General features: G+C 69.6%; 24 protein-coding genes. 10 read left to right on the plus strand and 14 right to left on the minus strand.

Going from position 1 to position 24,135, the window contains the following annotated elements:
• Window positions 1-100: 100 nt before the first annotated feature.
• Window positions 101-1,795: an acyl-CoA synthetase gene (locus ACNI65_RS04045; RefSeq protein ID WP_416761342.1), complete on the plus strand. Its 1,695-nt coding sequence runs from the start codon at window positions 101-103 to the stop codon at window positions 1,793-1,795.
• Window positions 1,796-1,808: 13 nt separating this feature from the next.
• Here ACNI65_RS04045 and ACNI65_RS04050 read toward each other — a convergent pair whose 3' ends face one another.
• The 4 genes from ACNI65_RS04050 to ACNI65_RS04065 form a co-directional block, all read right to left on the minus strand.
• Complete coding sequence (locus ACNI65_RS04050) at window positions 1,809-2,498, minus strand: hypothetical protein (protein WP_416761343.1); 690 nt, start codon at window positions 2,496-2,498, stop codon at window positions 1,809-1,811.
• A gap of 282 nt (window positions 2,499-2,780) precedes the next feature.
• Window positions 2,781-3,395 (minus strand): hypothetical protein, encoded by a 615-nt coding sequence (locus ACNI65_RS04055; protein ID WP_416761344.1) that lies wholly within the window; start codon window positions 3,393-3,395, stop codon window positions 2,781-2,783.
• Window positions 3,382-3,624 carry a helix-turn-helix domain-containing protein gene (locus ACNI65_RS04060; protein WP_416761346.1) on the minus strand — a complete coding sequence of 81 codons (243 nt, stop codon included), beginning with the start codon at window positions 3,622-3,624 and terminating at the stop codon, window positions 3,382-3,384. The genes ACNI65_RS04055 and ACNI65_RS04060 overlap by 14 nt, the downstream gene beginning before the upstream one ends.
• 7 nt (window positions 3,625-3,631) lie before the next feature.
• Window positions 3,632-4,183 (minus strand): DUF2975 domain-containing protein, encoded by a 552-nt coding sequence (locus tag ACNI65_RS04065; RefSeq protein WP_416761348.1) that lies wholly within the window; start codon window positions 4,181-4,183, stop codon window positions 3,632-3,634.
• Window positions 4,184-4,412: 229 nt separating this feature from the next.
• Between ACNI65_RS04065 and ACNI65_RS04070 the strand changes: the two genes are divergently transcribed.
• On the plus strand, window positions 4,413-5,471 hold the full coding sequence (locus ACNI65_RS04070; RefSeq protein ID WP_416761350.1) for an aldo/keto reductase: 1,059 nt from the start codon (window positions 4,413-4,415) through the stop codon (window positions 5,469-5,471).
• A 175-nt stretch (window positions 5,472-5,646) separates the two neighbouring features.
• On the opposite strand, the gene ACNI65_RS04075 is transcribed toward ACNI65_RS04070, so the two are convergent.
• Window positions 5,647-6,777, minus strand: coding sequence for a DNA alkylation repair protein (locus ACNI65_RS04075; protein WP_416761351.1), 1,131 nt, complete (start codon window positions 6,775-6,777; stop codon window positions 5,647-5,649).
• A 134-nt stretch (window positions 6,778-6,911) separates the two neighbouring features.
• Here ACNI65_RS04075 and ACNI65_RS04080 point away from each other — a divergent pair, with 134 nt between their 5' ends.
• From ACNI65_RS04080 to ACNI65_RS04090, 3 genes are read left to right on the plus strand one after another with little or no spacing between them, the layout of a single operon-like run.
• Window positions 6,912-7,415 (plus strand): aminoacyl-tRNA deacylase, encoded by a 504-nt coding sequence (locus ACNI65_RS04080; RefSeq protein WP_416761352.1) that lies wholly within the window; start codon window positions 6,912-6,914, stop codon window positions 7,413-7,415.
• 6 nt (window positions 7,416-7,421) lie between these two features.
• On the plus strand, window positions 7,422-8,138 hold the full coding sequence (gene plsY / locus ACNI65_RS04085; RefSeq protein WP_416761353.1) for a glycerol-3-phosphate 1-O-acyltransferase PlsY: 717 nt from the start codon (window positions 7,422-7,424) through the stop codon (window positions 8,136-8,138).
• A complete protein-coding gene (locus ACNI65_RS04090) occupies window positions 8,135-8,485 on the plus strand; it encodes a RidA family protein (protein ID WP_416761354.1) in 351 nt (116 codons plus the stop codon). Before plsY ends, ACNI65_RS04090 begins: the two co-directional genes overlap by 4 nt.
• Window positions 8,486-8,561: 76 nt before the next feature.
• Here ACNI65_RS04090 and ACNI65_RS04095 read toward each other — a convergent pair whose 3' ends face one another.
• The 4 genes from ACNI65_RS04095 to ACNI65_RS04110 all read right to left on the minus strand — a co-directional run bounded on the left by ACNI65_RS04095 (window position 8,562) and on the right by ACNI65_RS04110 (window position 12,571).
• On the minus strand, window positions 8,562-9,209 hold the full coding sequence (locus ACNI65_RS04095) for an L-threonylcarbamoyladenylate synthase (RefSeq protein ID WP_416761355.1): 648 nt from the start codon (window positions 9,207-9,209) through the stop codon (window positions 8,562-8,564).
• 46 nt (window positions 9,210-9,255) lie between these two features.
• Complete coding sequence (locus tag ACNI65_RS04100; RefSeq protein ID WP_416763564.1) at window positions 9,256-10,122, minus strand: 3',5'-nucleoside bisphosphate phosphatase; 867 nt, start codon at window positions 10,120-10,122, stop codon at window positions 9,256-9,258.
• Window positions 10,123-10,166: 44 nt separating this feature from the next.
• Window positions 10,167-12,005, minus strand: a complete 1,839-nt coding sequence (locus ACNI65_RS04105; protein WP_416761357.1) for a bifunctional diguanylate cyclase/phosphodiesterase — start codon at window positions 12,003-12,005, stop codon at window positions 10,167-10,169.
• Window positions 12,006-12,109: 104 nt separating this feature from the next.
• On the minus strand, window positions 12,110-12,571 hold the full coding sequence (locus ACNI65_RS04110) for a host attachment protein (RefSeq protein WP_416761358.1): 462 nt from the start codon (window positions 12,569-12,571) through the stop codon (window positions 12,110-12,112).
• A gap of 182 nt (window positions 12,572-12,753) precedes the next feature.
• Here ACNI65_RS04110 and trxC point away from each other — a divergent pair, with 182 nt between their 5' ends.
• Window positions 12,754-13,209 carry a thioredoxin TrxC gene (trxC, locus tag ACNI65_RS04115; RefSeq protein ID WP_416761359.1) on the plus strand — a complete coding sequence of 152 codons (456 nt, stop codon included), beginning with the start codon at window positions 12,754-12,756 and terminating at the stop codon, window positions 13,207-13,209.
• A gap of 19 nt (window positions 13,210-13,228) precedes the next feature.
• Here trxC and recJ read toward each other — a convergent pair whose 3' ends face one another.
• Both recJ and ACNI65_RS04125 read right to left on the minus strand, forming a co-directional pair.
• Complete coding sequence (gene recJ / locus ACNI65_RS04120; protein ID WP_416761360.1) at window positions 13,229-14,977, minus strand: single-stranded-DNA-specific exonuclease RecJ; 1,749 nt, start codon at window positions 14,975-14,977, stop codon at window positions 13,229-13,231.
• Window positions 14,974-15,906, minus strand: a complete 933-nt coding sequence (locus ACNI65_RS04125) for a hypothetical protein (RefSeq protein WP_416761362.1) — start codon at window positions 15,904-15,906, stop codon at window positions 14,974-14,976. Before ACNI65_RS04125 ends, recJ begins: the two co-directional genes overlap by 4 nt.
• A gap of 77 nt (window positions 15,907-15,983) precedes the next feature.
• On the opposite strand from ACNI65_RS04125, the gene ACNI65_RS04130 reads away from it, so the two are divergent.
• Both ACNI65_RS04130 and ppk1 read left to right on the plus strand, forming a co-directional pair.
• On the plus strand, window positions 15,984-16,844 hold the full coding sequence (locus ACNI65_RS04130) for a UDP-2,3-diacylglucosamine diphosphatase (protein ID WP_416761363.1): 861 nt from the start codon (window positions 15,984-15,986) through the stop codon (window positions 16,842-16,844).
• A gap of 122 nt (window positions 16,845-16,966) precedes the next feature.
• The gene (gene ppk1, locus ACNI65_RS04135; RefSeq protein ID WP_416761364.1) at window positions 16,967-19,027 is read left to right on the plus strand and encodes a polyphosphate kinase 1; all 2,061 of its coding nucleotides are present in this window, start codon (window positions 16,967-16,969) and stop codon (window positions 19,025-19,027) included.
• 61 nt (window positions 19,028-19,088) lie between these two features.
• Here ppk1 and ACNI65_RS04140 read toward each other — a convergent pair whose 3' ends face one another.
• Window positions 19,089-20,603 carry an exopolyphosphatase gene (locus ACNI65_RS04140; RefSeq protein ID WP_416761365.1) on the minus strand — a complete coding sequence of 505 codons (1,515 nt, stop codon included), beginning with the start codon at window positions 20,601-20,603 and terminating at the stop codon, window positions 19,089-19,091.
• Between the two features lie 98 nt (window positions 20,604-20,701).
• On the opposite strand from ACNI65_RS04140, the gene ACNI65_RS04145 reads away from it, so the two are divergent.
• Both ACNI65_RS04145 and ACNI65_RS04150 read left to right on the plus strand, forming a co-directional pair.
• Window positions 20,702-21,610, plus strand: a complete 909-nt coding sequence (locus tag ACNI65_RS04145) for a dienelactone hydrolase family protein (RefSeq protein ID WP_416761366.1) — start codon at window positions 20,702-20,704, stop codon at window positions 21,608-21,610.
• 167 nt (window positions 21,611-21,777) lie between these two features.
• Window positions 21,778-22,554, plus strand: a complete 777-nt coding sequence (locus ACNI65_RS04150) for a ZIP family metal transporter (protein WP_416761368.1) — start codon at window positions 21,778-21,780, stop codon at window positions 22,552-22,554.
• 41 nt (window positions 22,555-22,595) lie between these two features.
• On the opposite strand, the gene ACNI65_RS04155 is transcribed toward ACNI65_RS04150, so the two are convergent.
• Both ACNI65_RS04155 and ACNI65_RS04160 read right to left on the minus strand, forming a co-directional pair.
• Window positions 22,596-23,054 (minus strand): universal stress protein, encoded by a 459-nt coding sequence (locus ACNI65_RS04155; protein WP_416761369.1) that lies wholly within the window; start codon window positions 23,052-23,054, stop codon window positions 22,596-22,598.
• Between the two features lie 155 nt (window positions 23,055-23,209).
• Window positions 23,210-24,130, minus strand: a complete 921-nt coding sequence (locus ACNI65_RS04160; RefSeq protein ID WP_416761370.1) for a sulfurtransferase — start codon at window positions 24,128-24,130, stop codon at window positions 23,210-23,212.
• Window positions 24,131-24,135 lie beyond the last annotated feature (5 nt).

The raw sequence follows: 24,135 nt of genomic DNA on the forward strand, positions 1-24,135 counted from the left end.
AGGGCGCACCGTCTTGGCGCTACGGGCTTTCCATGAGGACCGGCCCCCCCTCGCTCGCTAGCATCCTCGCTCTTGTTCCAGTCCAGGATGGAGTGACGCGATGTCCGATGCCTACGCGCTGATCCACGGCGCGTTCCGCTGGCAGGTGCCCGAGCACCTGTCCATCGCCGAGCTCTGCTGCGGCCGCTGGGCGCGCGAGACCCCCGACGCGCCCGCCATCCTCTTCGACAGCGACAGCGGATGCCGCGCGCAGTACTCGTTCGGCCAGCTCCAGCGCGCCGCCAATCGCCTGTCCAACTCGCTCCAGCGTCTGGGCGTGACCCCCGGTGACCGCGTCGCGCTCGTGCTGCCGCAGCGTTTCGAGACGGCCGTCGCGCACATCGCCATCAACCAGCTCGGCGCGGTGGCCATGCCACTGTCGATGCTCTTCGGCCCCGATGCGCTGGCCTTCCGGCTGCAGGACAGCGAGGCCAGCGTCGCGATCGTGGAGGCCGGCGCCCTGGAGGCCGTGCGCGCCGTGCGCGACCAATGCCCCGCGCTGCGCCAGGTGCTGGTTGTCGGCGAGTCCGATCCGCACGCGGGCGAGTCCGGCTGGATGGCCGCGCTCCAGGCCGAGGACGCGCGATTCGCCGCGCGCGACAACGCGGCCGAGGACCCGGCGATCCTGATCTACACCAGCGGCACCACCGGCGCGCCCAAGGGCGCCTTGCTGCCGCAGCGCGCGCTGCTGGGCAACCTCACCGGCTTCATCGCCAGCCAGAACTGGTTCGGCTTCGACCCCGGCAATCCCGCCTCGCGCAGCGACGCGGTGTTCTGGAGCCCCGCCGACTGGGCCTGGACCGGCGGCCTGATGGACGCGCTGCTGCCGTCGCTGTGCTTCGGCCGGCCCATCCTCGGCTACCAGGGCCGCTTCTCGCCGGAGAAGGCCTTCGAGCTGATGCAGCACTACCGCATCAGCCATACGTTCCTGTTCCCGACGGCGCTCAAGGCGATGATGAAGGCCGTGCCGCATCCCGCCGAGCGCTACACGCTGCGCCTGCAGGCCATCATGAGCGCCGGCGAGGCCGTCGGCGACGCGGTCTTCGACTGGGTCCGCGACGAGCTGGGCGTCACCGTCAACGAGATGTTCGGCCAGACCGAGATCAACTACGTCGTCGGCAACTGCGCGCGGCTCTGGCCCGCGAAGCCCGGCAGCATGGGACGCGCGTATCCCGGCCACCGTGTGGCGGTCATCGATGACGACGGCCAGGTCTGCGCGCCCGGGCAGATCGGCGAGGTGGCCGTGCATCGCCGCGACAAGCACGGGGACCTCGATCCGATCTTCTTCCTCGGCTATTGGCGCAACGAGGCCGCCACCGCGGCGAAGTTCAGCGGCGACCTGAGCGACAGCTGGTGCCGCACCGGCGACCTCGCGCGTGCCGATGAGGACGGGTATCTCTGGTATCAGGGCCGCGCCGACGACCAGTTCAAGGTCGCCGGATACCGCATCGGTCCCGGCGAGATCGAGAACTGCCTGGTGCGCCACGATGCGGTCGCCAACGCGGCGGTCGTGCCCAAGCCCGATGCCGAGCGCGGCGCGCTGGTGAAGGCCTTCATCGTGCTCGCGCCGGGCCGGCAGCCCTCGGCCGCGTTGACGGCGGAGCTGCAGGAGTTCGTCAAGCAGCGGCTCGCGCCCTACGAGTATCCGAAGGAGATCGAGTTCCTCGAGAGCCTGCCGATGACCACGACCGGCAAGGTCCAGCGTCGCGTGTTGCGGCAGCTGGAAGCGGATCGGGCGGCAGGGCTCGCCGCCTGATCGCGCCGCGCCCTCAACTGGGGCGTGAGTTGCGCAGCTTCACGTAGAGCTTGGTGTTGATGCCCGGCGTGGTCTGCAGCAGCGCGGCATCGGGCCATTGCTCCTGCCCGGTCAGCAGCGTGCAGGCGCGCGAGGTCTTGCCCTTGGGCGTCTCGGGTTCGCGCAACTGCGCGTCGGCGGGCAAGGGCAGGCGCCAGCGCTGCGCGCCCTCGGTCCAGTCGAGGTTCCATTGCGGCGCATCGCTGCAGGCGATCACGCCGTCGATCTGCGGGAACATCCATCGCACATACCAGGGCAGCAGTTCGGTGCGCAGCCGTTGACCGACGGTGACGATGCGCCGCACGGTGGCCATGTCCAGCATCTCCGGCGGCGTGGCGAGGTCGATGCTCAGCCGCACGCCGAGGTCGCCCTTGGGCACATTGGTGCCGAAGTCCATGTCCTTGGCGCGTTGCTCGGAGAACGTGGGCAGATCGAAGCGGCCCTTGTCGTCAACGGGGATCGGGATGTAGTCGTCGTCGCTCATCAGCGCGAGCTTCGTGCCCGGGGGCGGCGGCTTGCTGCCGTCCTTCGAATTCGTCAGCACGAAGCGGCTGATGAAGAGGCCTTCGCCTTCGGTGCGCAGCTTCGACAGCAGCTCGTTGAGGCGCTTGTAGGGGAAGGACGCGCCGCGCTTCATGTCGCTCTGCACGGTGGGCAGCGCCACGGCGGAGTCGGGCGATGCAGCGGTTGATGCAGCGGTTGATGCAGCGGTTGATGCAGCGGTTGGTGCTGCGGCTGATGCGGCAGTTGATGCGGCGGTGGTGGCCGCGTTCGCGGTCATCGCGCTGCAGGCAGCGATCACGGCGAGTGCCGCGGTCATGAGGGCTTGGGCTTTCACTTCTGGGATCTCCCTGTATCGCGGAGGCGATCAGCGCTGAACGAGGATGGAGGAGGACGCGTTGACGCGTGTGAGGTCGAGCGATGTCCCGTGTCGCGGGGGCAGCGCTCAGCGCCGGCACTTGCCACGGGCTTCCGCGAGCAGCCAGAACGGTGCGCTGAGCAATCCGGCGCCGCCGCCGGCGAAATCGCCCTTGAGGCAATCGCCGGTGGCGCCCTTCATCATTTCCTTGCCGAGCCGGGTCGACGCGTCGATCTTGTCGGGCGCGAGGCTGGCCTGATCCGCGCGCTCGGCCAGCAGCGGCTGGCCCTGCGTGCCTTGGCGGATCGCGCGTTGCGTGGCGGCGCCGTACATCAGATCGCGGCCGCTGGGGCCCGAGGCCGATGAGACGGGCGGCGTCGGCGCCTCGACGATCAGCGTTGATCGGGGCTCGTCGGGCGAGGGCGCCACGTCGGGGCGCGCGATCGCCGGCGAGCGCGTCGCAGCCTCGGTCTGCACGGCGGGGACAGGTCTTGTCGAACGCGAGGTCCTCGCGACCTTCGACGACGGCGCCGGCAGGGGCGGCAGCTGGATCGTGATCATGCGCACCGACGTCCGCGCCTGATCGCGATGCGGCGGCGCGCGATGCGACGCGTGCTGCAACCAGCCAATCAGAGCGACGTGCAGCAGCAGGACCGCGCCCAGCAGCAGCGCGCGGGTGCGCCGCGCTTCACGAGTCGCCATCGGACTCTCCCGCGCCCGGCTCATCGCCGGGCTCCCAGGCGAGCAGGTCGCCCGGCTGGCATTGCAGCGCCGCGCAGATGCGCGACAGCGTGTCGAAGCGCACGCCGCGCACCTTGCCGGACTTCAGCAGGGACAGGTTGGCCTCGGTGATGCCGATGGCCTCGGCCAGCTCCTTGGAGCGCATCTTGCGCTGCGCGAGCATCACGTCGAGTCGGACAACGATGGGCATGGTGGGCTCAGATGAACTCGGCGTTCTCTTGCGCCATGCGTTGCGCCTCGCGCAGCACCAGGCCCAGCGCGACGAACACCAGCCCGCACAGCAGCACGATGAAATGCGAGCTGCCCAGCTGGAAGGTCAGCATGCGCTGGCCGGCCGGGTTGCCCAGCGTCAGCGCGAGGATGGTGGCCGTGTCGGTCAGCGGCATGGCGATGGCGATCGCGATCACCGACTGGCCCATGCGGCGCATCACCCGCGCGGCGGTGTCGGTGAAGACGTCGCCGCGCAGGTAGCCGCTGAACAAGCGCCACAGGCACCACAGCGCATACAGCGTGAGCAGCGCCAGCGGCAGGTTGACCGCGAAGCCGGCACCGCGCGAGGCCGGGTCGAATTGCAGCGCGTGTTTCAGGCCCCATTCGGAGCGCGCGGTGCGTTCCACCAGTCCCGCGTTGGTCCAGAACATCGCGTGGAAACCGATCACCGTCGCCATCGCGATCAGCACCATCGCGCGCACGCAGTGGGCGATCCAGCGAATGCGCTGCAGGCCGGCGGGGATCGGGGAGGAGCTCATGACGGGGTCGGGGCGTTACCGTGGATTGGTAAGAAATTACTGTAAAACAATAATTCCACTGCCGCAATGGGTCCCGCGTAAAGACGGGCAGGACGAGGCGGGGAAGACCGCCGGGCGAGCAGGGGAGCGACGCGCCGCCGGCCTCATGCACACTGGCCGTTTGCCGCCGCCGCGATGCATCCGCGGAGCCAGGTGAGCCGGGCGGGCGGCCTGTTGAACGGAGAAGAAGATGGAACGCATCACCCTGGGGCAGTCGGACCTGTCGGTCACCCGCATCGGACTGGGCACGATGACCTTCGGCGAGCAGGTCGATGAGCCGGCCAGCCACGGGCTGCTGGACCGCGCGGTCGCGGCCGGCATCAACCTGCTGGACCTGGCCGAGATGTACCCGGTGCCCGCGCGCGCCGAGACCTTCGGCCGGACCGAGGAGATCGTCGGCCGCTGGCTGAAGGCGCGGCCGGGACTGCGCGAGCAACTGGTCATCGCGACCAAGGTCGCCGGACCTTCGCGCGGGTATGACTGGATCCGCGATGGCAGCCAGGACCTGACCGGCGCGCAGATCGTGCAGGCCTGCGAGGACAGCCTGCGCCGGCTGCAGATCGACACCATCGACCTGTTCCAGATCCACTGGCCCGCGCGTCACGTGCCGATGTTCGGCGGCGTCTATTTCGAGCCGGCCAAGGACAAACCGGTCGCGTCGATGCGCGAGCAGCTCGAGGCCTTGGGGCGGCTGCAGCGCGAAGGCAAGATCCGCCACATCGGGTTGTCCAACGAGACGGCCTATGGCGTCGGCGAGTTCGTCCATCTGGCGCGTGAACACGGCCTGCCGCGAATCGCCAGCGTGCAGAACCCGTACAGCCTGGTGAATCGCGTCGTGGAGAACGGGCTCGATGAGGCGCTGTATCGGCACCAGGTCGGGCTGCTGTCGTATTCGCCGCTGGGGTTCGGCGTGCTGAGCGGCAAGTACGACGCGCACGGCATCGCTGATCCGGCCAAGCCGGGCCGGCTGGCGATCTTCGAGAGCATGAAGAAGCAGCGCTGGGCGCGGCCCGAGACGCTGGAGGCGGCGCGCCGCTACAACGCGCTGGCCGCGGAACTGGGCATGACGCCCGCGACGCTGGCCATGGCCTGGGTCACCTCGCGCTGGCAGAACGGCAGCACGCTGATCGGCATCACGAACGCCGAGCAGCTCGACGAGAACGTCGCGGCACTGGGCCGCAAGCTCGATGCCGAGGTCTACGCGCGCATCGACAGGATCCGCTGGGAAATCCGCGATCCGGCGCAGTGACCCGACCCCCTTCTTCCCGAGAAGCTCCTGTTCAATGAACCGGCCCCCGTCATGCCCCCTCGCCCGCGAAGCGGGAGAGGGCGGGGGGTGAGGGCTCTACGAAGCGCTCCGTGCCCTCACACGAGCCCTCACCCCAACCCCTCTCCCGCTTCGCGGGCGAGGGGCTCTTCAAGGCTCAAGGCCGCAGAAGCTCGAAGGATCCCTGGGCCAATCTCTGGCCGTTGACCAGCACCTCGACGGCATGCGTGCCGGCGTGATGCGTGCGGGTCGTGAAGTCGCGCATCGCGCGCGTGATGCGGATCTCGGTCGACGCGCCCGGCGCCAGCTCCACCGTCTTCAGCTTGAAGACCTTGGGCGAGGCCCGTCCGTTCTTCTTCACGTAGTGGATCGCATAGTCGACCACCAGCCGTTGCGCGGTCTGCGCCGTGGAGCGCAGCGAGAACGCGAGCTCGACCTCGCCGCCCAGCCTCACGCGCGACGGCGTGATCGCCAGCTGCTCGACCACCGCCTGCGCGCCGTCACTCGCGCCGATCAGCTTCAGCGCTCGCGCGTCGCCCTGCTTGATGCGCGAGCGCAGCGCATGCTTGACGATCCACGCGCTGCGTGCGTCGTCCAGATCCCACTCGGCCACGTGCGCGTAGACCCAGTCGGGATGGTCCTTCGTGATGTCGTTCAGATGGTTGGCGACGGAGCGCCGCACATACAGGCTGTCATCGGCCCGCAGCGCATGCAGCAGCTCGCGCACCGGCGCCGGGTCGGCCACCAGCGCGTCCAGGCGGAACGACCACGGCAGCCGCGGCCGGCAGCCCTCGCTGGCCAATCGACGCACATGCTCGTCGGCATCGGCGGTCCAGTCCGACATCGTGGCCAGCGTGCCGGCGAGGTCCTCGCGGAGGAACGGGCGAATCGCGAATTCAGCGGTGCCATGCGCAGTCAGCTGTCGCAGCGCCCGCAGCGAGGCGACGGGGTCGTGCTGTCCGTAGCTCGCGACGAAGTCGCACAGGCCCATGTTCATGAAGGCCCCGCCCGCGCGCGGCGCGGCGGCGATCACCGCGTCGAGCTTCGTCGCGAAGCTGCCCGGCAGCCCGGCGTCCAGCGCCTGCGCCACGCGATGCACCCGCTGCATGATCGACAACGGCTCGAGCCCGTCCGTGGCCACGGCCAGGAAGCGCTTGCGCTGGAAACCGGGTGCGGTCTCGGCAAGCGTCGTGGCCAGCGCGCGCAGCGTGCTCTCGCCGATCAGGTCCTTGAGCGAGTAGCCGGAGGTGGCGTTGGCATTGGCATTGGCTGTGGCGATGTCGGTCATGGGCGAAGCGATGTTGAGGTGAGGCGCGGTCAGCGGCCGCGAGCGCCGCAGCCTACGGGCGCGGACTGCCACCCGGTGTCAGCAGCAAGCTCATACAAGCGCGGCGCCCCTGCGGGCGCGGACAATCCGCGCCCATGAGCAAGAAATCCGCCCATGTCAGCGAAACCCCGGCGACGCAGATGCTGCGCCAGCACCAGATCGCGTTCGGCGAACACGTCTATGACTACGTCGACCACGGCGGCACCGGCGAATCGTCCAAGCAACTGGGCGTGTCCGAGCATGAAGTCGTGAAGACGCTGGTGATGCAGGACGAGAAGGCGCAGCCGCTGATCGTGCTGATGCATGGCGACTGCACGGTCAGCCTGAAGGAGCTTGCCCGGCAGATCCCCTGCAAGAAGGTCGAGCCTTGCAAGCCCGACGTCGCCCAGCGCCACAGCGGCTACCAGGTGGGCGGCACCTCACCCTTCGGCACGCGCAAGGCGATGCCGGTCTTCGTCGAGGCGGGCGTGCTCGCGCTGCCCCGCATCCTGATCAACGGCGGCCGCCGCGGCTACCTCGTCAGCCTCGATCCCCGGGTTTTGACGGAGCTGCTGGCGGCCCGCCCGGTCGAGTGCGCGCTGAAGTCCGGGGCAGAATAGCGCCCCATGCAAAGTGTCCTGTTTCCCCTGTTGGCCGCGTTGGCCGGGTATCTGATCGGCTCGCTTTCCTTCGCGGTGATCGTCAGCCGGCTGATGGGCCTGTCCGATCCGCGCAGCTACGGCAGCGGCAATCCGGGCGCGACCAACGTTCTGCGCTCCGGCAACAAGGCCGCGGCGATCCTCACGCTGCTCTTCGACGCGCTCAAGGGCTACGTCCCCGTGCTGCTGGTGCTGAAGTTCGGCGCGCCCTACGGCCTGGAGGAAGGCACGGCCGCGCTGGTCGGCCTGGCCGCGTTCGTCGGCCACCTGTACCCGGTGTTCTTCCGCTTCCAGGGCGGCAAGGGCGTGGCCACCGCGGCGGGCGTGCTGCTCGCCATCAACCTGGGCCTGGGCCTGGCGGTGCTGGGCGTCTGGATCGTGATGGCCGTCGTGTTCCGCTATTCGTCGCTGGCCTCGCTGAGCGCCGCGGTCGCCGCGCCGCTGCTGCAGATGCTGGTCTGGGACGTCGGCCCCGAGCTCCCCGCCATCGCGCTGATGAGCCTGCTGCTGATCTGGCGCCACGCGGCCAACATCAAGAAGCTGATGGCCGGCACCGAGAGCAAGCTGGGCCAGAAGGCCGCACCCGCGTCCGCTGCCCCTGCGGCCAAGTCGCACCGCCATGAGAAGTCGCGCGAGAAGCGCGATCACAAGCATTCCCACAAACCCAGGCAGAACAGCAAATGAGCAGCATCGAACGCTTCGACGTCGGCCCGCGTCTCTCCGAGATGGCCATCCACAACGGCGTGGTCTATCTGGCCGGCCAGGTCCCCGACGACGCCACCGCCGACGTGAAGGGCCAGACCGAGCAGGTCCTGGCGATGATCGACAAGCTGCTGGCCCGCGCCGGCAGCGACAAGACGAAGATCCTGCGCGCGCAGCTGTACATCGCCGACGTCAAGGACCTGGCCGGCATGAACGCCGCCTGGGACGCCTGGGTGCCGGCCGGCCACACGCCGCCGCGCGCCACGGTCGAGGCCAAGCTGGCCAAGCCCGAGTGGAAGATCGAGATCGTGATCACCGCCGCGGTGTGAGCCGCGCCTGATCGGTCAGAACGACCAGTCCTCCAATGAAGAACGCCGGCATCGCCGGCGTTCTTTCATGGGCCGATCACTCTTCCTCGGCTTCCTGGAGTTCCAGCCCCAGGCAGGCCGGATCGCCGCAGCCGCGGCGCACCAACACTGGCGGATCCGCGGTGAGGTCGACCACCGTGGTCGGCGTCATCGGGCAGGCGCCCGCGTCGATGATCAGCTGGATCAGCTTGTCATAACGCGCGGTGATCTGCTCGGGGTCGTTCAGCGGCTCGCTCTCGCCGGGCGGGATCAGCGTGGTGGCCAGCAGCGGCCCGCCCATGATCGCCAGCAGGTCCTGCGTCACGCGGTGGTCCGGCACCCGCAGGCCGATCGTGCGGCGCGACGGATGCGACAGCCGCCGCGGCACTTCCTTGGTCGCCTCCAGGATGAAGGTGAAGGGGCCCGGCGTGGCCGTCTTGATCATCCGGTACTGCTTGTTGTCCACGCGCGCGTAGCTGCCCAGCTCGCTCAGGTCGCGGCACAGCAGCGTCATGTGGTGCTTGTCGTCGACGCCGCGGATGCGGCGCAGCGCCTCGGCGGCGGCCTTGTCGTCGAGCTGACACACGAGCGCGTAGCTCGAGTCCGTGGGAATCGCGCCGATGCCGCCCTGGGCCAGGATCTGCGCCGCCTGGCGCAGGAAACGGGCCTGCGGGTTGTCGGGATGGACTTCGAAGGTCTGGGCCATGGTCCTCAACAGGGGCAATCGGCGTGCGGGCCGAGGGCAGGGCGGCTCAAGCCGGCCAATGGATGCGGTGCGACAGCGCGTTCCACACCGGCTTCAGCGTACCCGAGAGATGCTGCTCCAGCTTGCCGACATCGACGCGGCTCTCCTCCGGACTGTGGAAGTCCGAGCCGCGCGAGGCCAGCAGGTCGAATTCCAGCGCCGTGTCGGCGTACTGCAGCATGTCCGCGGCGGTGTGGCTGCCGGTGACGACCTCGATCGCGCGGCCGCCGTGGGCGATGAATTCGGTGATCAGCGCGTATTCCTCGGTGGGCGTGAAGCCGTATCGCCCCGGATGCGCGATGACGGCGAGACCGCCCGCATCGACGATCCAGCGCACCGCGTCGCCCAGCGCCGCCCAGCGATGCGGCACGTAGCCGGGCTTGCCCTCGGTGAGGAAACGGCGGAAGACCTCCGGCACGTCCGAGCAATGGCCGGACTCGACCAGGAAACGCGCGAAGTGCGTGCGCGAGATCAGCTCCGGATTGCCCGCGTGCCGGAGCGCGCCCTCGTACGCGCCGGGTATGCCGACCGCGGCCAGGCCCGCCGACATCTCCCGCGCGCGCGCGCCGCGTCCGCCGCGCGTGGCCTTGAGGCCGTCGACGATGCTCGGATCCTGGTGATCGAAACCCAGCCCGACGATGTGCACGACCTTGCCGGCGAAGGTCACCGAGATTTCCACACCGGTCAGGTAGGGCAGGCCCAGCGCGCGGGCCGCCTCCAGCGCGCGCTGCTGGCCGCCGACCTCGTCGTGGTCCGTCAGCGCCCAGAGCTCCACGCCGTTGCCCTTGGCGCGCGCGGCCAGCGCCTCGGGCGACAGCGTGCCGTCGGAGACGGTGGAGTGGCAGTGCAGGTCCGCGTTGGTCTGCGCGTGCAGGGCCACGCGCGCGGTGGGGGCGGTGGGGGCGGTCGGAGGGGTGTTCACCCCGCCGATTCTAGGAGCGGCGCCATGTCCGGGATGGCAGCACTGGTTCGGCGCCGGTCGACGAAGTAGCGGCTGGGCCCGGTGCCGCACTTGGCGACGTGTTTGGGCTCGGCCAGCGCGGCGGACAAAGCACGCACGCTGTCGAAGGTGCCGGGCTGCACCTGGATGACGCCGGCGCTGAGCGTCGGCAAGGGATTGAAGGATTCCTGGTTCTGCCGGTTCAGCGTGACGTAGCCGCCCAGCGCCTGGTGCTCGGCCGAGAAGAAGGGCCGGATCTGGCGGTCGAATTCGCGGCACACGCGGGTGACGCGCGCGGTCCAGTCCGGCGAGCCCAGCACCATCACGAAGTCGTCGCCGCCGATATGACCGACGAAGTCCAGCGCCGGATCGGCGGCGGACTGCAGGATCTGCGCGCACAGCTTGATGATGTCGTCGCCCGCGGCGTAGCCGTAGACGTCGTTGAACGGCTTGAAGTGGTCGATGTCCCAGGCGACGACGACGAACTCGCGGCTCTCGTGCAGCAGCGCGTCGAGGTGCTGGTCGGTGGGCACGTTGCCCGGCAGCAGCGTCAGCGGGTTGGCGTAGCGCGCGCTGTGGACCTGCAGGTCGGACACAGCCTTGAGCAGGTCGGTGCTGCGACCGGTGCCGAAGTACTCGCCGTTGCGCGTGACGATGAAGCCGTCGACCATCAAGCGGTCGTCCAGGCTCGCGATCGCCTCGCTCATCTCGCGCAGCGAGGTGCTCGCGTCGAAGATCAGCGGCTGCGGGTCCATCAGCGCGGTGCACGAGCGCTTCTCGTGGATGTCCATGAAGTAGCGCTCGGCGCTGCGCTTGAGCACCTGCAGCGAGCGCAGGATGCCGATCGGGCGGTTGGCCTCGTCCAGCACGGGCATCGAGAACAGCTGCTCGTCGCGCTGGAACATGTCGGCCACGGCCTGGCATTGGAGCTTGGGCGTGACCGTGTGGCTGCGCCGCGCGAGCTGCGCGGCGGTGGTGATCGCATCGGGCGGCAGCCGCATCCAGTCGGCGTTGCGGCGGCGATGCTCGGGCGCGAGCAGCGCGTCGACCTCGGCCCGCAGCGCGGCCCGGGGCGCGGCGCTCGGGCGGGCGAGCAGGTAACCCTGGCAGACCGGCACGCCGAGCCGGCGCAGCACGGTCAGGTCGCTGAGCTGCTCCAGGCCCTCGGCCACGACGGTGCAGCCGGAGCTCGCCGCCATCTCCAGGATCGATCGCACGAACTGCTGCTTGAGCGGCTCCTGCGCGATGCCGTCGATGAAGTGCCGGTCGATCTTGACGAAGTCCGGCCGGATGTCCATCCAGCGCTTGAGGCTGGCGAAGCCCTCGCCGAGGTCGTCCAGCGCGACCACGAAACCCAGCTCGCGCAGGCTGCGCATGCTGTCCTGCAGCCGTTCGGGCTCGAGGATGGGCCGGGTCTCGGTGAGCTCGATGACGACGCGCGAGGCGGGCAGGTCCAGCTGCGCGAATTCACGGGCGATCAGCGCGCCTCGGTCGCTCGTGGCGAGCAGCGTGTCGGCGGTGAGGTTGAGGAAGAGCTGCCCGGGCAGCTTGAGTTCCTTGAAGCGGCGCAGCGCGCGGCGCACGACCAGGCGTTCGAGCTCGACCAGCCGGCCCAGGCGGGCGGCGGTCTCGAAGAGGACGAGCGGTGAATGCAGCGGCGTGTCGGCGGGCCCTCGGGTGAGGGCTTCATAGCCGAGGATCTGTGCGCGCTCGATTTCCACGAGCGGTTGGAAGTGGATGTCCAGCGCGCCGTCGCGGATCAAGGCGGACAGGGCGATGCTCAACGGATCGGGCGGTGGCAGGTGGGTGCTCGGCATGGGAAGGACCACGGCGGCCGGAGCGCCGCGTGGTGTCCCCATTCTGGGTGGCCTCTATGTCATCGCTTTGACAAATGGTTACAGCAGGCGCGCGTGTGATTTCTTCACGGGCGCTGCTTGCTGAAGTCCCGCTCCGGGAACAGCCGCGTGGTCAGCGCGCCCAGGCTCTCATGCACGACGTCGACATTGGTCTCGTCCAGGATCAGCTTGGTGACCTGCGGGCTGAAGGATTTGCGCAACAGGCCGAGGAAGCGCGGCGCGGCCACGACGCGCAGTTGCGTCACCTCGCCATTGTTGAACCCGTCATCCAGCGTCTTCGCCACGCGCGAGGCAAAGCTGGTCGCCTCCTGATGCGATTCATCGAGCCCCGCCGAGGCGGTCACGTTGTTGCCGCGCCGCCCGGCTGCATCGCGGCGCAGATCGGCGTTGTCGGCGTGCGCGGCGGCGTCGGTCAGCGTGGTGACGTCTTCCAGGTCACCGCCTTCCTCGGGCAGCCGCAGCAGGCGCGCCACGCCCTCGTCCGCCACCAGCACCCAGAGTTTTCCGTCGTCCTTGTATGCAGCCATTGGGGTTCCTTCAACAAGAGTTCTCGTTGAAGATCCAGCGGCAAGCGCCGTACCTCCCTCCGGGGAGCGTCGTCTCTCCCTCCGGAGAGGGCCGCATCTCCTTCAGGGAGAGGCACCCCGCGGCCGCTTGGCACATCATTTGCCCGCCGGAGGATGGCTCCGGACCTCGATGCGAGATCTACATGGACACCGACACGACCGCCACCGCCAGCCTCCACCTCGTCTGCCCGTCCTGCGCGGCGAAGAACCGCGTGCCGCGCGAGCGTCTCGCGGAGTCCCCCGACTGCGGCCGCTGCGGCACGCCGCTGATGCTGCCGCGGCCGGCGGACCTGTCGCCCGAGGTCTTTGACCGCTTCATCGCGGGCACGGAGCTGCCCGTGGTCGTCGATTGCTGGGCCGACTGGTGCGGCCCGTGCCACATGATGGCGCCGCAGTTCGAGAAGGCCGCGGCGATGCTGCCCGAGGTGCGCTTCGTCAAGCTCGACACCGAGGCCGCGCCGCAGCAGAGCGCGCGATACGGCATCCGCAGCATCCCGACGCTGCTGCTGTTCCTGGACGGCCAGGAGGTCGCGCGTCAAGCCGGCGCGATGCCGGCGCCGGCCATCGTCGAATGGGTGCGCAAAGCGCTGCTGGGCTGAGCCCACGGCTGAGCAGCGCTCAGTCCGCCATCGCCTCGACGACCATCTGCACGCGCTGCTGGCCCTGGAACTCGTCCAGGCTGAGCCGATAGGCCAGCGTGACCTGCTCGGGCAGAGTCTCGGTATGGCTGAACCAGATCGCATCGCGGATCCAGGCCCCTTGGCGCAGGCGCAGCTTCAGATGGCGCTCGCCGACGATGCGCTGGCTGATGACCTGCACGCGGTCGCAGAACAGCGGCGCCTCGAAGGCCTGGCCCCAGACCTGCGATTCCAGCTCCTGGACCGTCTCGGGGCTGAAGGCCTCGGGCGGCAGCGGGCCGTCGGTGCGCAGCGTTCGCGTGAGCGCGGCCTCATCCAGCCATTCGCGCGCGACCGCCTCGAAGGCGTGCGCGAAGGCCTCGACGCCGCCCGGTGACAGCGTGCAGCCCGCGGCCATCGCATGGCCGCCGAACTTGCGCAGCAGCTCCGGATGGCGCTTGGACACGAGGTCCAGCGCGTCGCGCAGATGAAAGCCCGGGATCGAGCGGCCCGAGCCCTTGAGCTGGCCGTCCGCGCCCTCGGCGAAGACGAACACCGGGCGATGCAGCCGGTCCTTGATCCGCGAGGCGACGATGCCGACGACGCCCTCGTGGAAGTCCGCGTCGAAGATCGCCAGCGCCGGCGGCGGCGCGCCGTTCAGGCGCGGATCGGTCATGAGCCGCTCCAGCAGCACCAGCGCCTGCTCCTGCATGCCGGCCTCGATCTCGCGGCGCTCGCGGTTGATGCGGTCGAGCTCGCGAGCCAGCGCCAGCGCTTGCTCGTTGTCGTCGGTCGTCAGGCAGGTGATGCCCAGCGTCATGTCGTCGAGCCGGCCCGCGGCGTTGATGCGCGGCCCCAGCGCGAAGCCCAGGTCGAAGCTGTTGGCGCGGGACGCGTCGCGGCTGGCCGCGGTGAACAGCGCCTGCACGCCCGGTTGCACGCGGCCCGCGCGCATGCGGCGCAGGCCCTGCGCCACGAGGCGGCGGTTGTTGGCGTCCAGCCGCACGACGTCGGCGACGGTGCCCAGCGCGACCAGGTCCAGCAGTCCGTCCAGGCGGGGCGGGGGCGCCTCGCCGAACGCGCCGCGGCGGCGCAGCTCGCCGCGAAGCACCGTCAGCACGTAGAACGCGACGCCGACGCCCGCGAGGCTCTTGCTCGGGAAGGGGCAACCAGGCTGGTTGGGATTCACCAGCGCGTCGGCCTCGGGCACCGTGGGTTGCCCGTCGGCGGTGACCGCGGGCAGATGGTGGTCGGTGACCAGCACCTTGATGCCGAGCGCGCGCGCGAAGGCCACGCCCGCGTGGCTGGCGATGCCGTTGTCCACGGTGACCAGCAACTGCGGCTCATGCTGCATCGCGAGCTCGACGATCGTCGGCGTCAGCCCGTAGCCATGCACCGCGCGATCGGGCACGACGTAGGTGACGGTGCCCGGCTTCGCGCCGAGCAGCGCCAGGCCGCGCAGCATCACCGCGCAGGCGGTTGCGCCGTCGCAGTCGTAATCGGCCACGATGCAGATGCGCTCGCCCGCGCCGATGGCGTCGGCGAGCAGCTCGGCCGCGCGCGCGATGCCCAGCAGGCCCTGCGGGCCCTCGGGCGGCAGCAGGTGCTTCAGGTCGGGGTCGAGCTCATCGCGCGAGAGCACGCCGCGCGCGGCGAAGAGCCGCGCGAGCAGCGGCGAGAAACCGGCCTGCTGCAGCGCGAAGGCGGGATCCGGCGGCACGTCGCGGGTCAGGATGCGGGGCTGGCTCACAGGTCCTCCACGGCGCTGGCGACGGCGACGCTCGTCGGTGCGAAACGTTGCTTCAGGCGCGCCCAGGCGCCCGCGGGTTGACGGGTCCAGGTGCGGGCCAGGCGCTCGCCGCACAGCGTCAGCGACACGGGTCTGCCGGCCTCCGCGGCGCCGAGCGCCTGCGCGATCGGGCCGGCGTCCAGCGCCTTCCAGGCCTCGCTCCAGCCATACAGGTCGCCGGTGAGCATCGGCACGCGCAGCCGCGTGTCGACGACAAGATCCGCCGGCAGCGCCTGTCCGCGATCGCGGCCGCAACCGCTGATCCACACGGCGTTGAGCGGACGTTGGCCACGCTGCTCGCGCGACTGGTTCAGCGGATGGTCGTGCAGCAGCATCTGCGCCTCGTTGAGCAGCATGCGCAGGCGGCGGGCTCGCGGATACCAGGTCTCCACGCCGCGATTGAGCACACGATCGACGCTCGCGGCCTCCAGGCCGTCGAGGTCCTCATGCGCGACGGCCCACGCGTCGCGCGCGAGCCAGGCGCTGCGCCAGCCTTCGGCCGCGGGGAAGAGCGTCGCGGACAGCGCCTCGAGGAAGGCGCGCGATTCGTCGTCGTCGAGGTCCAGCGTGTCGGGGCCCATCGCGGTGACGCCCTCGTTGCCGACGGCGAAGTAGGCCGGCGTCAGCAGCGCCCAGGCGGCATCGCCTGGGCTCTGGCCGGCATCGCGCACGCGCCAGGCAGCGGTCGGCGGCCAGGCGTCGTCGACGCCGCGCAGGCGCGCGAGGAACTGTTCGTGCGGGGGGAGGGGGGAGGTCTCGTCGGCGTCGCCGACATCGCCCGTCGGGGTGAGCAGGCCCAGCAGGCGGCTCAGTCGGGGCAACTCCAGTTCGCGCAGGATGCCCGCCACCTGGGGGTCCAGCGCACTGGCGAAGGGGATCATCACGTGCATGGCGGGGGATTATCGGCCGGTCACGAAGCTTTCATGCGCGGTGGGCAACCTGTGGGGCCATGCTGACCGACAAGCTCATGGCCGCCGCAGTCTCGAACGAACCGCCTGGGGCCGAGGCGGCGGACGCCGAGGACGGCGGCTCGATCCGCGTGCGCACGGTGTGGATCTCCGATCTGCACCTGGGCACGCCGGGCTGCCAGGCCCGGGCGCTGCTGGACTTCCTGCGCGAGGTCGAGTGCGAGCAGCTCTTCCTCGTCGGCGACATCGTCGACGGCTGGCAGCTGCGCCGCAGCTGGTACTGGCCGCAGGCCCACAACGACGTGGTGCAGAAGCTGCTGCGCAAGGCGCGCAAGGGCACCCGCGTGATCTACGTGCCGGGCAACCACGATGAATTCGCCCGCAAGTACCTGCAGCACAGCTTCGGCGGCATCGAGGTCGCGCCCGAGTGGATCCACGAGACCGCCGACGGCCGCAAGTTCTGGATCACGCACGGCGACCTCTTCGACGGCGTCATCCAGCATGCGAAGTGGCTGGCCTACGTCGGCGACAGCCTCTATGAATTCACGCTCAAGCTCAACCGCCACCTGAACTCGCTGCGCGCGCGCCTGGGGCTGCCGTACTGGAGCCTGAGCAAGTACCTCAAGCTCAAGGTCAAGCGCGCGGTGTCCTTCATCAGCGAGTTCGAGGAAGCGCTGGCCCGCGAGGCCCGCAAGCGCGGCGTGCACGGCGTGATCTGCGGGCACATCCACCATGCGGAGCTGCGCGACATCGACGGCATCACCTACGCCAACGACGGCGACTGGGTGGAGAGCCTGACGGCGCTGGTCGAGCACGCCGACGGCCATCTGGAGATCCTCGACTGGGCGGAGCGGCAGCGCCGCGGCGCGGAGCAGGGCGCCGCGGACGCGCTGGCCGCGGCGATGCGGCAGCCGGCCTGATTCGGGCCTGATGCGCGTCTGACGCGCGTCTGACGCGCTTCTGACGGGTTGCCCTCCGAGGTGGGGACACCCGCCCGAAGGAGGGTCATGGGGCTGTCACACCAGCTTCATAGAATCAGTTCATGACTTTGCCCGACGTGCCGCTGCTCAACCGCGAGAACGCGATCCTCGAGTTCAACCGACGTGTCCTGGCCCAGGCCCAACGCCTGGATGTACCCCTGCTGGAACGTCTGCGCTACATCTGCATCGTGTCCAGCAACCTCGACGAGTTCTTCGAGGTCCGCTTCGCCGACATGCTCGACGCGCAACGCGACGGCAGCGGCCTGGTCTCCCCCCGGGACGTCGAGCGCGTGGGACGCGCCGCCCACGACCTGATCGACCTGCAATACGCGATCTTCAACGACCAGGTGATGCCCGCGCTGCGCGAGCACAACATCCAGATCCTGAATCACGCGGACCGCACCGACGACATGCGCGCGTGGGTCGGCAAGTTCTTCGAGCGCGAGGTGCGCCCGCTGCTCGTGCCCGTGGGCCTGGACCCGGCCCACCCGTTCCCGCAGGTGGCCAACAAGTCGCTGCACTTCATCGCGCGGCTGTCCGGCAAGGACGCGCTGGGCCGCGACAACCGCATCGCCATCGTCAAGGTGCCGCGCGTGCTGCCGCGTGTCATCAAGGTGCCCGCGGCGATCAGCGGTGGCAAGCAGAGCTTCGTGCTGCTCACGAGCGTGATTCGCGCCCATCTGGAGGAGCTGTTCCCCGGTCGGCATGTGGAGGCGTTCTCGCAATTCCGCGTGACGCGTGATTCGGACCTCGAGGTTGACGAGGAAGAGATCGCCAACCTGCGCCATGCGTTGCGCTCAGGCCTGACGACGCGCCACTTCGGTCGCGCGGTGCGGCTCGAGGTCGTGAACACCTGTCCGGAGGAACTCTCGCGTTTCCTGCTCGAGCAGTTCGACCTGCCCGAGGCCGCGCTGTACCGCGTCAACGGTCCGGTCAACCTGGTCCGGCTCAACGAGCTGATCGACCAGACCGACGCCGACGACCTGCGCTTCCAGCCCTATGAGCCGAGCTGGCCCAAGGGCCGGCTGCCGCGCGGCAAGTCCATCCTGGACAAGCTGCGCGCCAAGGGCGACGTGATGCTGCATCACCCGTTCGAGAGCTTCGATCCCGTCGTGCAGATGTTGCGCGAGGCGGTCGAGGATCCGGACGTGCTGGCGATCAAGCAGACGATCTACCGCACCGGCAGCCAGTCCGTGCTGGCCGACCTGCTGATCGAGGCCGCCCGCCGCGGCAAGGAAGTCCTGGCTGTCGTGGAGCTCAAGGCGCGCTTCGACGAGGAAGCCAACATCAACTGGGCGGAACGCCTGGAAGCCGTCGGCGCCCAGGTCGTGTACGGCATCGTCGGGCTGAAGACGCACGCCAAGCTGATGCTCATCACGCGCCGCGAAGGCGGGAAGCTGCGGCGCTACGGGCATCTCTCCACCGGCAACTACAACCCGAAGACCGCGCGCTTCTACACCGACCTCGGCTACCTCACCGCCGACGCCGAGATGACCGCCGACATGGACCTGGTCTTCAGCCAGCTCGCGTCGCTGTCCAAGTTCAAGGCACCGAAGAAGCTGCTGCTAGCGCCGTTCAACCTGCACAAGACGATGTGCGAGCTCCTCGCCCAGGTCGAGGCCGCCGCCCAGCGCGGCGAACCCGCACGCATCGTGCTCAAGATCAACGCGCTGACCGACTCGGAGCTCATCAACGGCATCCTGCGCGCCGGCAAGGCCGGCGCCAAGGTCGACCTCATCGTGCGTGGCGCATGCATGCTGCCTCCTGGGTTGCCCGGCCAGTCCGACAACATCCTCGTGCGCTCCGTCGTCGGGCGCTTCCTTGAACACTCGCGGATCTTCTACTTCCGCTGGGGCAAGGACGAGCAGGAAGCGCTCTATCTGTCGAGCGCCGACTGGATGAGCCGCAACATGCTCCGCCGCATCGAAGTCGCCTGGCCCGTCACCGATCCCAAGCTCCGCCAGCGCGTCATCGACGAAGGCCTCTCGCCCTATCTTCACGACACGCAGGACGCCTGGCAGCTCAGCCCCGATGGGACCTCCCAGCGCATCGTGCCGGGTCGCGACATCCTTCCCGTCAGCGCTCAGCAGGCGCTTGCTCGGCTCTATCAGGAAACGGATTGACCCAAGTTCCTCTCCCTCTCCCGCTTGCGGGAGAGGGCAGGGGTGAGGGCCAGCAGCCTCGTCAGGCCTCCAGCGCCAACTGCACCCGGCCGACCTTCGACCAGGCCTCGAGCTCCTCGCGCAACAGGTAATGCGCCCGCGGATGACCCTCCGCCCACCCCTTGCGCATCTCGATCGTGACGTTCATCCCATCCCGGCGCAGCCGGATGTCCGCCGCGTCCACGTCGCCGCGCGCGTGGCACTTGATCGCCGCCAGCCGCAAGCTCAGCAACTGCCACACCATCGGCTCTTCCTGCAGCTGCTCCTCGAGCTTGCGCAACCCGCCGCGCTGACCCAGCGCCAGGTCGCCCAGCCGCCGCAGCTGGTTCTGCGAGAACCCCGGCGCATCCACATGCGACAGCAGATACGCGCTGTGCCGGTGGTGATCATGGTGCGACACCATCATCCCGATCTCATGCAGCGCGGCCGCCCAGCCCAGCTCCCGCCGGTGCTCCTCCTCGGCCTTCGGCGCCAGCTCCGCATGCAGCCGCTGCGCGAGCGACTGCACCCGGCCCGCCTGCTCGCGATCGACCGCGAAACGCCGCTGCAACTCCGCCACCGACTGCTCCCGCATGTCGCGTCCCGCCGCCAGCAGGCTCGGATCCAGCCGCTCCGCCAGATCGAAGATCACGCCCTGGCGCAACGCGCCCTTGGCCGGATGCAGCCGCTCGATGTCGAAATGCGTGAGCAGCGTGTACAGGATGCACAAGCCGCCGCCAACCACCGCGCGCCGGTCTTCCTTCAATCCGGACAGCTTGAGCGCGTCGACGCTGCCCGCCTGCAGGCATTGCTCGATGCACCAGCGCAAGCCGTCCAGCGTGATCGCGCCGTCCGGACTCACGCCATTGGCCGCGAGGATCTGCGCCACCGCGCCCACCGTGCCCGACGAGCCCAGCGCCTGCTTCCATCGCGGCTGCGACGCGCGCCGCGAGAACTGCGTGATGGCTTCCTCCAGCTCCGCGCCCGCGGCGACCTGCGCCGCGCGGAAAGCCTCGGCCGTGAACCGGCCGTCCGGGAAGAAGCGCATCGACAGGCTGACGCTGCCGATCTGGAAACTCTCCGCGCTCAGCGGCTGCGGGCCGCGGCCCAGGATCATCTCGGTGGAGCGGCCGCCGATGTCGATGACCAGCCGCGGATCCTCCGCCGTCTGCAAGCGAGCCACGCCCGCGTAGATCAGGCGCGCTTCCTCGCGGCCCGAGATCACCTCGATCGGATGGCCCAGCACCTCGCGCGCGCGCGCCAGGAACGCATTGCGGTTGCGCGCCTCGCGCAGCGTCTGCGTGGCCACCGCGCGGACCTGCCGCGAGGGCAGGTCGGCCAGCCGGTCGGCGAATCGGCGCAGGCAGGCCAGACCCCGTTGCGCGGCTTCCTCGGTGAGCATGCTCATCGCGTCCAGACCGGCCCCCAGTCGCACCGTCTCCTTCAGGTAATCCAGCCGCCGGTACTGCCCGTGCTGCAGGTGGGCGAGCTCCAGCCGGAAGCTGTTGGAGCCCATGTCGATGGCGGCCAGGATCGGAGGAACTTGCGCTTGGGTCATGGGGGGCGATTGTGGCGCAGTCGCGCTAGCATCCGGCCTTCCGTCCGGAGTCATGGATGGTCATTTCACCCTGCCTTCCCCCTTCACAGGAGCTGCCGATGACGACTTCCGATTCCCGCGCCGACGTGCGCCTCGACGCCATCCAGGACGACATCGACACGCTGGCCCCCGGCCGCGGCTTCAGCCGGCGCGCGTTCGTCGGCACCGCGGTGGGCAGTGGCTTCGCTGCCGCCGTCCTGCCGGTCAGCGCGCAGACGATCACCACCGACACGCAAGGCCTCGATGCCGGCCCGGTGAGCATCCCGGTGGGCGATTTCAAGTTGCCGGCCTACGTCGCGCAGCCCGCGGGCAAGAAGCATGCGCACGTGGTGCTGGTGATCAGCGAGATCTTCGGCGTGCATGAACACATCGCCGATGTCGCGCGGCGCTTCGCCAAGCTCGGCTACCTGGCCATCGCGCCGGATCTCTTCGCGCGCCAGGGCGATGCGAAGGGCTATTCCGACATCGCCAAGCTCCAGGCCGAGATCATCCAGCGCACGCCTGACGCGCAAGTCCTCAACGACCTCGACGCCACCGTGGCCTGGGCCAAGGCGCAGGGCGGCGACACCACGCACCTGGGCATCACCGGTTTCTGCTGGGGCGGCCGCATCGTGTGGCTGTACACCGCCCACAGCAAGGCGGTGAAGGCGGGCGTGGCCTGGTATGGCCGACTGCAAGGTCAGACGAACGCGATGACGCCCAAGCACCCGATCGACGTGGCCGGTCAGCTCAACGCGCCGGTGCTGGGCCTGTACGGCGCGACGGACAACGGGATCCCGGTGTCGACCGTGGCTGCGATGCAGGAGGCGTTGAAGCAGGGCAGCGCCTCGGCCAAGGCCAGCGAGTTCGTCGTCTATCCCGACACCGGCCACGCCTTCCATGCCGATTACCGCCCCAGCTACCGGGCCGAGGCGGCCAAGGACGGCTGGGCGCGCTGCCAGGCCTGGTTCAAGCAGCACGGGGTCTGAACGCGGTCACCGGGCTCGGACGCGCGTTCGGGCAGATGCGCGCTTGTCCCCCGTTCGGGGTCGTCCGCAGGAGGGGCAGAGCCCTCGCGCGGCGGGGGGCTTGACGACTCTGAGACAATTTTGAGAACCCCATCCGGCGCACCCCACGTGGTGCGCCTTTTTTATCCATGACCCTGACCTACATCCTGCTGGTGACCTTCGCTGGCGGTCTGGCCTCCGTGACGATCGCGGCCATGCTGACGGTCGGCCTGCTGAGCCGCATCGTCAAGCACCTGGTGAGCCTGTCGACCGGCGTCCTGCTGTCGACCGCGCTGCTGCACGTGCTGCCGGAGGCCTTCGAGAGCGGTGCGGACCCGCACAACCTGTTCCTGGCGCTGCTGGGCGGGTTGATGTTCTTCTTCCTGCTGGAGAAGGCCGAGCTCTACCGCCACACGCACCACCACGAGGGGGACGGGCACCACCACCACCACCATTTCGACCGGGAGCAGGCCGGCCGGGGGGGCTTGTCGGTGCTGGTGGGGGATTCGATCCACAACTTCTGCGACGGCATCATCATCGCCGCGGCCTTCCTGGCGGATCACCACCTGGGGTGGGTGACCGCGATGGCCATCGTGGCGCATGAGATCCCCCAGGAGGTCGGCGACTACATCGTGCTGCTGAACGCCGGGTTCTCGCGCAAGAAGGCGCTGTTCTTCAACGCCGTGTCAGGCATGGCGGCGGTGCTGGGCGGACTGGTCGGCTACTTCATCGTCGGCCCGTGGCAGCAGCTCTTCCCCTACCTGCTGGTGGCCGCGTCGAGCAGCTTCGTCTATGTCTCGGTCGCCGACCTGATCCCGCAGCTGCAACGCCGGCTGCCCTGGAAGGACACCGCGCTACAGCTGCTGTGGCTGGGCGTGGGCATCGTGTTCGTGCTGATCGTCGTCGGCGGGAAACACGCCCACTGACGCTCATTGACGCCCGCTGACGCCGCCTTGGGGCGGCCGCGTCAGCTGGTCTGCGGCGCGCCCTCGCCGTGCACCACCAGCACCGGGAACGCGCAGTGCGTGAGCACCTTCTGCGTCTCGCTGCCCAGCAGCAGCGCCTGCAGCCCGCGCCGGCCATGCGTGGCCATGACGAGCAGGTCGGCGTCCACGCGCTTGGCGTGCTCGATGATGGCTTCCCAGGGGTGCAATGCCTCGACGCTGTGGGCCTCGATCTCCAGGCCCTGCGCCCGCGCCAGCGCGAGCACCTGACCGAGCCGCTCCTGCGCGATGCGCTCCTGCGCGTCGAAGAATTCCTGCGGCGGCGTGGGCTGCATCTCCGACACGGCGCTGTACGGGAAGGGCTCCTTGACGCTCAACGCGAACAGCTGGGCGCCGTGGAACTTGGCCAGCTGGATGGCGGTATCGACCGCCTTGGCGGTGATGTCGGAACCGTCTGTGGGAATCAGGATGCGCTTGAACATGGCGAGCCTCCTTCGAACGGGTGGGGCTGGGTGGACCGGACCCCGCCGCGGCAGGGTCAGGGCTTGCCTTCGCAGTCTGACCTTCCCATGGTGCTCGCGCCCTGCGCGTTGTCAATAAGGGCCGGCGTGAGCCTTCGTTCCCAGGCCGCCAGCCTTCATCCCTTGGCGAGCGGCAGGCGCGGGTTGGCGCTCCATTCGCTCCAGGAGCCGGGATAGAGCCGGCTGCCCGTCAAGCCGGCGTGATGCATCGCCAGCAGGTTGTGGCATGCGGTCACGCCGGAGCCGCATTGATGCACCGTGCCGGCCGCGCCTTGCGGCCCCAGCAGCGCCGTGAACTCCTCGCGCAGCTGCGCGGGCGGCTTGAATCGGCCTTCCGGCGTCAGGTTGGACTTGAAGAAGCGGTTGGACGCCCCCGGGATATGGCCCGCCTGGGTGTCCAGCGGCTCCACCTCCCCCCGAAAGCGTTCCCCCGCGCGGGCGTCGATGAGACGCACCCGCCCCAATTGGGTGAGCAGCTCCTGCGCCTGCAGCGGGTGCTCCAGCGGCTCGCCGGGCAGGAACCGGCCGGGCGTGGCGGCCGAAGGGGTGTCGGTGTCGACCGGACCGCCCGCCTGTTGCCAGGCCGCGAATCCGCCGTCCAGCACCGCGACCCGGTCGTGTCCGAGCCAGCGCAGCATCCACCACACGCGCGCCGCGTACATGCCGTCGGCGGCGTCGTAGGCGACCAGCAGCCGTCCCGGCGTCATGCCGATCGCGGCCAGCGTCGCGGCGAAGGCCTCGCGCTCGGGCAGCGGATGCCGGCCGCGAAAACCGCCGAACGCATCCTGTTTGGGGCCGCTCAGGTCGCGGTCCAGGTGCAGATGGAACGCGCCGGGCAGGTGGCCGGCGGCATGGGCGCGTTCGCCGGCCGCGGTGTCCGCCAGGTCAAACCGTGCGTCGATGATCAGCGGCGGCGTCGGCGAGGCCATCAACGCGCGCAACTGGTCCGCGGAGATCAGCGCGGGCGTCGATGCCGAGGTGGGCGCCGAGGTGGCGCGAGCGCCGGCGTCAGGGGCGGAGGTCGAAGACGTGCTCATGGGCG

The organism is Roseateles sp. So40a (assembly GCF_048081605.1).
In the GTDB taxonomy this organism is placed as follows: Bacteria; Pseudomonadota; Gammaproteobacteria; order Burkholderiales; family Burkholderiaceae_C; genus Roseateles.